This window comes from Streptococcus sp. HMSC061D10, from assembly GCF_001808865.1.
Taxonomy (GTDB): domain Bacteria; phylum Bacillota; class Bacilli; order Lactobacillales; family Streptococcaceae; genus Streptococcus.
Genome location: NZ_KV795008.1, coordinates 101,364 through 110,837, shown reverse-complemented (window position 1 = coordinate 110,837; position 9,474 = coordinate 101,364). Strand labels below are relative to the sequence as shown.

Here is a 9,474-nt window from a genome sequence, read left to right as displayed (position 1 = left end):
TCCTGCTTTTTCTTATTTCTAGAAGCAGGGGTAAAAACATCCCCCGGATGTTCCAACTCTCTCCAGTTTCTGGGAGTTGGGCTGATACAGTCTCCCAGACTTACTTACGGTCTTTATTTTTAGCGTAAGGGTAAAAATGTTCCCCGGACGTTCCTGCTTTTTCTTATTTCTAGAAGCAGGAGTAAAAACATCCCCCGGATGTTTTTACTCCTCCATAAAGCTGTTGAAGACTTCTTCAATCATGTTCCATTCATCTTCTGAATCTTCAGGGATTGGTTGCAATTCGCCTTCTGTTCCATCTTCATTTTCGATGAATGAGTATGCTTGGATTTCAACTTCACCGTTTTCATCTTCTTCTGCATTAACTGGTACAAGAAGGACATAGTTTTTACCAAATTCTTCTTTTCCGTCAATAGTCAAAAGGATTTCAAACAAAGTTTCGTTTCCTTGCTCATCTACAAGTGTAATAAGTTCACGTTCTTCGTGATCGTGGTTGTGATCGTGTGACATAGTTTCTCCTCTGTCTTAAAATTTTCTATCTAAATAATTTTGCAAAATCAATTGAGCAGCTAGTTTATCAATAACTTTTTTACGTTTATTACGACTAATATCCGCTTGCTCAATCAACATACGCTCTGCAGCGACCGTAGTTAGGCGTTCATCTTGATACTCTACTGGTAGACCAAAGAGTTCTTCTAGTTTGGCTCCATAGGCTTGACTGGCTTCCACGCGCGGTCCGCTGGTATTGTTCATGTTTTTAGGCAAACCAACAACAAAACGGTCTACCTTATAGGTTTCAACGAGTTCCTTGAGGCGTTCAAAACCAAACTGACCTTGATCTTCATTGATTTGGATGATTTCAAGCCCTTGTGCCGTAAAACCTAACGGATCGCTAATCGCTACTCCTACCGTTTTGGAACCAACGTCCAATCCCATAATTCTCATAGATTATAGATCGACTCCTTGTCCTTTAAGGTAGTAGCGAACCAATTCTTCAACGATTTCATCTCGCTCATACTTACGGATTTGATTTCGTGCATTGTTATAACGAGGAACGTAAGCTGGGTCTCCACTGAGAACATAGCCCACGATCTGGTTAATAGGGTTATAGCCCTTTTCATTCAAAGAAGCATAGACATCTGTCAATGTTTCACTGATTTCTTTTTTATTGGAATCGTCCAATTTAAAACGTACGGTTTCTTCAGTAAATCCCATTCTAACACCCTCTTTCCTTAGAATAGTACTATTATAGCACATTCGCGGTCGTTCTACAAATCACACAGTCTGATTCTGCTGATTTTCTCTGACTTTTTACTGGATTGTTGCCCCATTTGCAACACGATTAGCAATATAGTCCTCTGGTTCGTTTTTCAATAGATTTTCCAGTCCAACATTCTTCAAGTATTCGTTTTCACTTGCTTTTTTGAGATCCAGTGTTTGGAAATCATAGCTAGTCTTGGTTTCCATCTCTTTCTCATTTAAAAGAGTCGTTTCGATGGTAAATCCTGAAATTTTTCGAGCCGCTTGAACAGACTCATCCTTGTCCTCAGCTTCTTTAAGAGCTTTTTTAGCTTCATCTAATCCTCGCTCAGAAATATAATTTTTTAAATCTTCTGATACAGGACGCTTTTGCTGAATGGTCAAACTTAAGAATTGATTGCCTTTGTAGGTAATGATTTGAGTTTGCTGAGCACCACTCTCATCAGCTGGCAAAACCAAGGTCTTAGTAACAACTGTATTCTTGGTTGCATTTTCTAATACGGGCAAGGTAGACTGTAGGGCTTCTTGAGAACTCTCAGTAGTTGAAGCTGCTGTTTCTTTTTTCTGACCACATCCAACGAGCAAAAATAGTGCTGCGAATGTTCCAATGACTAACTTTTTCATAAATCCTCACATGTTATCCAATTTAAATATTAGAGAAGGCCAGGAGTCACTCCCAGCCTTGATGTTTTATAGAGCCGCACGTAAACGCGCTTCTGCATTTTCCACATTACGGACAGAGCGTGGCAAAAAGGCACGGATATCGTCTTCTTTATAGCCAACCTGTAGGCGTTTCTCATCTACAAGAATCGGACTTTTCAAGATACGTGGTGTTTCCATGATTAGGTTGAGCACTTCATTGACACTCAAATCTTCGATATCAACACCAAGAGCCTTTGCATAACGATTTTTCGATGATACGATACTTGCAATTCCATTGTCTGTTTTTGTCAAAATATCAAGTAGTTCTTCTCTCGTGATTCCTTCCTTACCGAGGTTTTGTTCTTTATAACTTAACTGGTGGGCATTGAGCCAGGTCTTCGCTTTTTTACAGCTAGTACAACTTGAGACTGTATAAATTTTGATCATGTACCTACCCCTTTCGCTACATGTTACTATCAGTTTAGACTATTATACCATAAAAAACATCGGACTTGCGACCTATTTTTAAAAAATTTTAACTTTTTTGGCAATTTTTGAACTTTTTTCTTGACAAAACACGGACTATAACCATTCTTTATACTTCTTAATGTAAAATTTCTTAATAACTGTAACGCTAAACATATACAAGAAAATAATACAGATTAAGAACAAGAAGTAAGGAAATCCTAAGGGTGCTAGACGAAGAATATTTACCAGTGGTCCATAAGGTAGGCTGGTTACGAAAAAGGCTGCAACCAAAGTCATCAAAATCACAAGCCAAGCTGGTCTGCTTTGTACAAAAGGAACTTTTGCTGTACGAAGCATATGGATGACCATGGTTTGAGACCACATAGATTCGATGAACCATCCTGTTTGGAACAAGATAATAAACTGAAGGGCAGATTCTGACCCATGAACATAGTGATGACCTGTTACCAAAGGAACAATGATAAAGTAGAGGAAGATAAAGGTCAAAATATCAAAGATAGATGATATTGGGCCCATCCAAACCATAAATCGCGTAATGGATTTTGCTTCCCATGTATGGGGTTGTTTAAGGAAGTCTTGATCCACATTATCAAATGGCAATGCCACACAAGACAAATCATAGACTAGGTTTAGGACAATGAGATGAACAGGGGCCATTGGTAGAAATGGCAAGAAAATACTCGCAACAAGGAGTGAGAAGATATTCCCAAAGTTTGAACTGACGGTCATCTTGATGTACTTGGTCATGTTGGCGTAGACCTTACGGCCCTCAACGATACCAGTTTCAAGAACCATGAGATCCTTGTCTAGCAAAATAACATCCGCTGTTTCTTTGGCGATGTCTACCGCTGTATCTACAGAAATACCGACATCTGCCACCTTCATGGATGGAGCGTCGTTGATCCCATCTCCCATATAACCAACGGCATGACCATTTTTCTTTAACTGTAAAATGATACGCGCTTTTTGGTCAGGAGACAATTTAGCAAATACTGTTACACTTTCAACCGCTTCTGCCAATTCTTGATCTGTCATTTGGTCAATGTCAGCCCCTAAGAGCATATGCTCAACGTCCAAACCAACCTTTTCACAAATGGCTTGGGTTACTTTTTCGTTATCCCCAGTTAAAATTTTTGTTTTGACACCATGCTCAAGCAGAGCTTGAATAGCGGGTGCTGCAGATGGTTTTGGCGGATCCAAGAAGGCAAGGTAACCTGTAAGGATCATGTCACTTTCATCAGTCACAGCATAGGCATAATCTTCTCGTAGACCTGACTTGTAGCCAACACCTAAAACACGCAAACCTTGACGGTTTAATTGACCAACCTCTGCCAGTACTTCTTGGCGAATGTCTTCAGTTAGGGGAATGATTTCTCCGCGATATTCCACATGAGTCGAAATGGTCAACATTTCTTCCAAAGCACCTTTGGTAACCATGCTAACGACATTGCTATCGTCTTTGACGATGACACTCATGCGTCTACGTTCAAAGTCAAAAGGCAGTTCATCAATCTTTTGGAAGATTTTATCCAAATCTTGTAGAATAACGTGTTCTTTAGCTTCTTTTTCGGTTCTACTGATAATGGCACGGTCCATCAAGTTTTTCAAACCTGTTTGGAAATGTGAATTTAGATAAGCTCTTCTTAAGACTGCCATATCCAAATCACCATGGATATCCAAAGGGTATTCTAAGACAATCTCATCTTGCGTTAGAGTTCCAGTTTTGTCCGTACATAGGATATCAATTGCTCCTAAGTCTTGAATAGCATTAAGTTTTTTGATGACCACTTTTTCCTTGGCCATGATAATGGAACCTTTGGCCAAGCTAGCTGTGATAATCATCGGAAGCATTTCTGGTGTAAGTCCGACACCGACGCTCAAGGCAAATACTCCAGCCTCTAGCCAGTCTCCATCGGTCAAACCATTTGCGAAAAACACGATTGGAACCATGACAAGCATCAAGCGGATCAAGAGCCAAGAAATGCTGTTCATTTCACGTTCAAAAGAAGTTGGTTCATCGTAGGTGTTGAGAGTCTGCTCAATGGCTCCCATCATGGTGTCATCACCAACTGCCAGAACCATAGCTGTAGCACTTCCCGAAATAACGTTTGTCCCCATGAATGCCAAAGATTCTGCTTCTAAAAGACTCTCTATATTTTGACTAGTGGCTTTATTTAAAGCAAGCTTTTCAACTGCATCACTTTCTCCAGTCAAACCTGACTGTTGAACAAAAAAGTCGCGGGATTCAAACAAGATAACATCTGCAGGAATCATATCTCCCGCACTCAATTTCACGAGATCTCCTACAACCAACTCATCGATTGGTAACTCTTGTTCAAGACCATCACGAATAACAGTTGCAGTATTGACAATCATTTTTGAAAGGTTGGTTGTTGCCTTGTCGCTCCGCAATTCTTGGACAAAACGGATGCCTCCTGAAATCAAAACCAAGACAACGATAATGATAGATGTTGTTGGGTCCTCTTGGCCAGGTTTGGCAAGCCAGACATTTGTAACGAGAGAGATAAAGGCAATCACAAGCAAAATGATTGTGAAAGGATTGATAATGGACTCATAAATCTTTTTAAAGATAGAATCCTCTTGACCCTTGGTGATGGTGTTTTCACCATATAAGTCACGGTTTTCTTCGACTTGTTCTGAATCTAAGCCTTTTAGACTTGTATGGTAAAAAGCTAGACTCTCTTTAAATGGAGTTTGAATAGCTGCTGCTAATCTTTCTTTTGTAGTTTTCATTGGTTTCTCCTATCTGTATGAATGGTAATTTCATACACAGGGACCAATCACTTTATAAGGACAAAACGACACAAATCAGCGATTGGCTGTGTATGTGCGGTTCTGGATGATCGTCAATTTGCATCGTTTGTCTCCTTTCTTTGTTCTAAAACAGCAGAAAGTCCTGCCATAAAATGGTAGGACTAAAAAACTTATTATCTGTTTTCGTTCAAGCTTTAACTCCATAGGGCGATGTAATGAGCTTAGTCTTGACCTTCGCGACCAGGACTGTTGACCAACGAGTAGTGTCTCCACTGCTTTGCGGTAGTCATCCGTATCCCTATGGTAGCCTCACCTACCGTTTTCGCCTTTCAGTATAAACCTTTAACTAGTAAAAGTCAACGATTTATCTCATTTTTCTTAGATTACGATTAATTCTTTTGGAGCAAGGGTTAATAACTCACAACCTGTATCTGTAATCAAGATATCATCTTCGATACGAACCCCGTATTTACCTTCAATATAAATACCCGGTTCATCAGTCAAGACCATACCAGTTTTGATAACCTCTTTGGAAGTTTGGCTAAAGTAAGGTTCTTCGTGGATATCAAGTCCGATACCGTGCCCGATACCGTGAGTAAAGTATTCTCCATAGCTTGCTTCTACAATAATATCACGAGGGATTTTATCAAAATCACGGAAACCTAAGCCATCCTTAGCTTGGTCAATCAGAGCTTGGTTAGCCTTCAAAACAGTGTTGTAAATTTCTGCTTGTTCGTCACTGACATGACCTAGGTAGATAGTACGAGTCATATCACTGACATAGTGGTCGTAAAGGCAACCGAAGTCCATAGTAATAGCTTCACCTAGTTTTACTGGCTTATGCATTGGGTGAGCATGAGGTTTAGAAGAGTTGATCCCACTCGCTAGAATCGTGTCAAAAGACAAACCAGCAGCGCCTAATTCACGCATACGGAAGTCCAGGAAGTTGGCAATTTCAATTTCTGTCTTACCTGGCTTGATAAAGTCAAGAGCATCGTGGAAAGCTTGGTCTGAGATGGAACAAGCCTTACGAATAGTCGCAATTTCTGTCTCATCCTTAATCATACGAAGCGCTTCAACAAACTGAGTCTGAGGAAGAAATTCCAAACCTTCAAAGGCGGTTTGCATGCGATGGTAATAAGAAACTGAAATCTCATCTTCAAAACCGATACGAGAAAGGCCCATATCTTTTGCAATCTTTGCGATAGTTGCCAACTCATCACGTTCTGCAAAAATCTCAAAACCAGTTACTTCTTGTTTGGCTGCAATGATATAGCGGGCATCTGTCACCAAGACTTGACGGTCACGACTGATAAAGACTGTCCCATTTGAACCCCAAAATCCTGTCAAATAGTAGACATTTTTAAGGTTATTGATAATGATTCCATCTAGTTCTTTTTCTTGCATTTTATCTAAAAATGCTTGCACACGTTTATTCATGATGTAACTTTCCTTTCAAATACTGTCCTGTATAGCTAGCTTCATTGGCAGCTACTTCCTCTGGTGTTCCTGTTGCGATAATAGTTCCGCCACCGACACCACCTTCTGGTCCTAAGTCGATAATATGGTCTGCTGTTTTGATGACATCCAGATTGTGCTCGATCACGAGAACTGTATTTCCATCATCGACAAAGCGAGACAAAACGGTGAGTAGGCGAGCGATGTCCTCAGTATGCAAACCAGTTGTCGGTTCATCTAAAATATAGAAAGACTTACCTGTCGAGCGCTTGTGGAGTTCACTAGCCAGCTTCATACGCTGCGCCTCCCCTCCAGAAAGTGTCGTAGCTGGTTGTCCCAAGGTCACATAACCTAGACCAACATCTTTGATAGTCTGGAGTTTGCGTTGAATTTTCGGAATGTGTTGGAAAAATTCAACCGCATCGTTGACCGTCATATCCAAGACTTGCGAGATATTCTTTTCCTTGTAGTGGACTTCCAGGGTTTCACTGTTGTAGCGAGTCCCATGACAGACTTCGCAAGCTACGTAAACATCTGGCAAGAAGTGCATCTCAATTTTGATAATCCCGTCACCCGAGCAGGCCTCACAACGCCCACCCTTGACGTTGAAACTGAAACGCCCCTTCTTGTAGCCACGAATCTTGGCTTCATTTGTCTGAGCAAAGAGGTCTCGAATGTCATCAAAGACACCTGTATAGGTCGCAGGATTAGACCTCGGTGTCCGTCCGATTGGACTTTGATCAATATCTATCAGACGGTCGATATGCTCGATTCCTGTAATGGTTTTAAACTTCCCAGGTTTGTCTGAATTGCGATTTAGTTTTTGAGCAATAGCTTTTTTGAGGATGCTGTTGATTAGGGTCGATTTCCCTGAACCCGACACCCCTGTCACCGCAATGAATTTTCCGAGAGGGAAGCGAGCAGTGATATTTTGTAGGTTGTTTTCACGCGCTCCCGTCACTTCGATAAAACGACCATTACCGACACGACGCTCTTCTGGTACTGGAATTGCACGTTTACCTGACAGATACTGTCCTGTAATGGACTTACTGTTGCGAGCTACCTGCTTAGGCGTTCCCGCCGCAACAATTTCTCCACCAAAGACACCCGCTCCAGGACCGACGTCAATCAGATAATCAGCTTCTCGCATAGTATCTTCATCGTGTTCTACCACGATGAGAGTGTTACCCAAGTCACGCATCTTTTTCAGACTGGCAATCAAACGGTCATTGTCCCTCTGGTGAAGACCGATGGACGGCTCATCCAAAATATAGAGGACACCTGATAGGTTAGAACCAATCTGGGTCGCCAAGCGAATACGTTGGCTCTCCCCACCTGATAGGGTTCCTGCCGAGCGGGATAACGTTAAATAGTTAAGGCCCACGTTATTGAGGAAAGTCAAGCGGTCCTTGATTTCCTTCAGGATAGGACGAGCGATAATAGCTTCATTTTCAGATAGAGTTAATTGGTCAATAACTTCCAAATGGTCTGCGATGGAGAGGTCTGAAATTTCTCCGATATGGAGTCCTTTCTCTCCCCCTACTCGAACAGATAAGGCTTGGTCATTGAGACGATAACCATGACAAGTGCCACAAGTTAGCTCATTCATATAAAGGCGCATCTGAGTGCGAGTGTAGTCGCTATTGGTTTCATGGTAACGGCGATTGATATTTCCAAGCACTCCTTCAAATGGAATGTCGATATCACGAACTCCGCCGAATTCATTCTCATAGTGGAAATGGAATTCTTTCCCATCTGAACCATAGAATATGAGATGTTTATCCGCCTCAGACAAATCCTCAAAAGGCTTATCCATATTCACTCCAAAGGCCGTCATGGCTTGTTCCAGCATATTTGGATAATAGTTAGAAGAGATAGGGTTCCAAGGTGCTAAGGCTCCTTCACGAAGAGTTTTGCTAGCATCTGGCACTACTAAGTCCGTATCAACCTCTAGCTTGATTCCCAAACCATCACACTCACTACAGGAGCCAAACGGTGCATTGAAGGAGAAGAGACGGGGTTCTAACTCTGGAACCGTAAATCCACATACTGGACAAGCATAGTGTTCTGAAAAGAGCAACTCTGAATCATCCATAGTATCAATAACTACATATCCTTCAGCGATACGGAGAGCTGCTTCGATAGAGTCAAAAAGACGACTACGGATACCATCCTTGATGATGATACGGTCCACCACCACGTCAATGTTGTGTTGCTTATTCTTTTCAAGTTCAGGAACTTCGGTCACATCATAGACAACCCCATCGACACGGACACGTACGTAACCATCCTTTTGAATTTTTTCAATCAGCGTCTTGTGTTGCCCTTTTTTCTTTCGAATAACAGGAGCCAAAATCTGCAGACGCTGGCGCTCTGGCAATTCCAAAACCTTGTCCACAATCTGCTCTACAGACGAAGCCTTGATAGCCCCATGTCCATTGATACAGTAGGGTGTTCCTACACGAGCATAGAGGAGACGTAGGTAGTCGTTGATTTCCGTCGTTGTCCCAACCGTCGAACGTGGATTTTTACTGGTCGTTTTCTGGTCAATGGAAATGGCAGGGCTGAGACCGTCGATAGAGTCCACATCTGGCTTTTCCATATTGCCCAAGAACTGACGAGCATAGGCTGACAGACTTTCAACGTAGCGACGTTGCCCTTCTGCATAAAGGGTATCAAAGGCTAAACTAGACTTTCCAGATCCAGATAGTCCCGTCACCACAACTAGCTTGTCACGCGGAATTTCCACATCTATATTTTTTAAATTATGGGCGCGTGCCCCATGGATGACAATCTTATCTTGCATATTACTTCTTTCTAGTTCATTGTTGCTTTCCATTATACCAAAAA

At 41.7% G+C, this 9,474-nt stretch carries 8 protein-coding genes and 1 riboswitch; all 8 genes read right to left on the bottom strand.

Annotation, left to right across the window (positions count from 1 at the left end; translation table 11 throughout):
* Positions 1–204 precede the first annotated feature (204 nt).
* The 8 genes from HMPREF2728_RS03375 to uvrA all read right to left on the bottom strand — a co-directional run bounded on the left by HMPREF2728_RS03375 (position 205) and on the right by uvrA (position 9,430).
* The gene (locus HMPREF2728_RS03375) at positions 205–510 is read right to left on the bottom strand and encodes a DUF1292 domain-containing protein (protein WP_000017624.1); all 306 of its coding nucleotides are present in this window, start codon (positions 508–510) and stop codon (positions 205–207) included.
* A 15-nt stretch (positions 511–525) separates the two neighbouring features.
* On the bottom strand, positions 526–945 hold the full coding sequence (ruvX, locus tag HMPREF2728_RS03370; RefSeq protein ID WP_049502846.1) for a Holliday junction resolvase RuvX: 420 nt from the start codon (positions 943–945) through the stop codon (positions 526–528).
* A 3-nt stretch (positions 946–948) separates the two neighbouring features.
* Entirely contained in the window at positions 949–1,215 is a 267-nt protein-coding gene (locus HMPREF2728_RS03365; RefSeq protein WP_000507060.1) for an IreB family regulatory phosphoprotein, read from the bottom strand.
* 96 nt (positions 1,216–1,311) lie between these two features.
* Entirely contained in the window at positions 1,312–1,884 is a 573-nt protein-coding gene (locus HMPREF2728_RS03360) for an SP0191 family lipoprotein (RefSeq protein WP_075227030.1), read from the bottom strand.
* 66 nt (positions 1,885–1,950) lie between these two features.
* On the bottom strand, positions 1,951–2,349 hold the full coding sequence (spx, locus tag HMPREF2728_RS03355) for a transcriptional regulator Spx (RefSeq protein WP_000591165.1): 399 nt from the start codon (positions 2,347–2,349) through the stop codon (positions 1,951–1,953).
* Positions 2,350–2,484: 135 nt separating this feature from the next.
* Positions 2,485–5,145 carry a magnesium-translocating P-type ATPase gene (mgtA, locus tag HMPREF2728_RS03350; protein ID WP_075227029.1) on the bottom strand — a complete coding sequence of 887 codons (2,661 nt, stop codon included), beginning with the start codon at positions 5,143–5,145 and terminating at the stop codon, positions 2,485–2,487.
* A gap of 192 nt (positions 5,146–5,337) precedes the next feature.
* Positions 5,338–5,491, bottom strand: a riboswitch (M-box (ykoK) riboswitch).
* A 53-nt stretch (positions 5,492–5,544) separates the two neighbouring features.
* Positions 5,545–6,606 carry a M24 family metallopeptidase gene (locus tag HMPREF2728_RS03345; protein WP_075227028.1) on the bottom strand — a complete coding sequence of 354 codons (1,062 nt, stop codon included), beginning with the start codon at positions 6,604–6,606 and terminating at the stop codon, positions 5,545–5,547.
* Positions 6,599–9,430, bottom strand: coding sequence for an excinuclease ABC subunit UvrA (gene uvrA / locus HMPREF2728_RS03340; RefSeq protein ID WP_075227027.1), 2,832 nt, complete (start codon positions 9,428–9,430; stop codon positions 6,599–6,601). The genes HMPREF2728_RS03345 and uvrA overlap by 8 nt, the downstream gene beginning before the upstream one ends.
* Between the last annotated feature and the right edge of the window lie 44 nt (positions 9,431–9,474).

Coding starts and splice junctions, on each gene's coding strand:
- HMPREF2728_RS03375 (WP_000017624.1), bottom strand. CDS start 510: ATGTCACACGATCACAACCACGATCACGAAGAACGTGAACTTATTACA.
- ruvX (WP_049502846.1), bottom strand. CDS start 945: ATGAGAATTATGGGATTGGACGTTGGTTCCAAAACGGTAGGAGTAGCG.
- HMPREF2728_RS03365 (WP_000507060.1), bottom strand. CDS start 1,215: ATGGGATTTACTGAAGAAACCGTACGTTTTAAATTGGACGATTCCAAT.
- HMPREF2728_RS03360 (WP_075227030.1), bottom strand. CDS start 1,884: ATGAAAAAGTTAGTCATTGGAACATTCGCAGCACTATTTTTGCTCGTT.
- spx (WP_000591165.1), bottom strand. CDS start 2,349: ATGATCAAAATTTATACAGTCTCAAGTTGTACTAGCTGTAAAAAAGCG.
- mgtA (WP_075227029.1), bottom strand. CDS start 5,145: ATGAAAACTACAAAAGAAAGATTAGCAGCAGCTATTCAAACTCCATTT.
- HMPREF2728_RS03345 (WP_075227028.1), bottom strand. CDS start 6,606: ATGAATAAACGTGTGCAAGCATTTTTAGATAAAATGCAAGAAAAAGAA.
- uvrA (WP_075227027.1), bottom strand. CDS start 9,430: ATGCAAGATAAGATTGTCATCCATGGGGCACGCGCCCATAATTTAAAA.